1 protein-coding gene is annotated in these 495 nt (G+C 60.8%); it reads left to right on the top strand.

Annotated features, from left to right (window positions below; all coding sequences use genetic code 11):
• Positions 1-97: 97 nt before the first annotated feature.
• Positions 98-495: DUF222 domain-containing protein (locus JMA46_RS16800; RefSeq protein ID WP_207346490.1), on the top strand; the 398-nt coding region annotated here is incomplete at its 3' end.

The following is a 495-nucleotide window of genomic DNA, read 5'->3' as shown; positions in this document are numbered from 1 at the left end:
GGATTCTGGTGGTGGCGAGAGCAGTGGTGGTGGGTTGCCTTTTGGTGTTGATGTGGGGGTTTTGTCTGATCGGGAGTGTGTGCGGTGGGCGCAGGACTTGGAGCATTTGTCTCGGGTGGGGCAGGCGTTGGCTGTTCAGGTGGTGGCTGAGTTGGTTTCTCGTACGGAGGCTGGCCGGTATGTATCTACGGGGGTGCGTGGGCCGGTGGATTTGTTGGTGCAGTCCTTGAAAGTCAGTGCGGCTGAGGCGCATCGTAGGATTCGCCTGGCGGAGGCGGTGTTACCGGTGCTTGATGTGTTCAGTGGTGATATTGCCCCGGTGCGTCAGCCCGGGCTGGGGGAAGTCTTCTTTCGTGGGGAGGTTTCGCAGGAGCAGGGGCTGCTGGTTGCCGGGTTTGTGGATGAGGCGGCCCGTTTGGCTGATAACGGCAGGATTGATCAGGAGTGTTTGGCGGAGGTTCAATCCGTGTTGGTCGAGGCTGGGCTGGGGGAGGG

The organism is Arthrobacter sp. E3 (assembly GCF_017353415.1).
Taxonomy (GTDB): domain Bacteria; phylum Actinomycetota; class Actinomycetes; order Actinomycetales; family Micrococcaceae; genus Specibacter.
This window is presented reverse-complemented; position numbering and strand designations above follow the sequence as displayed.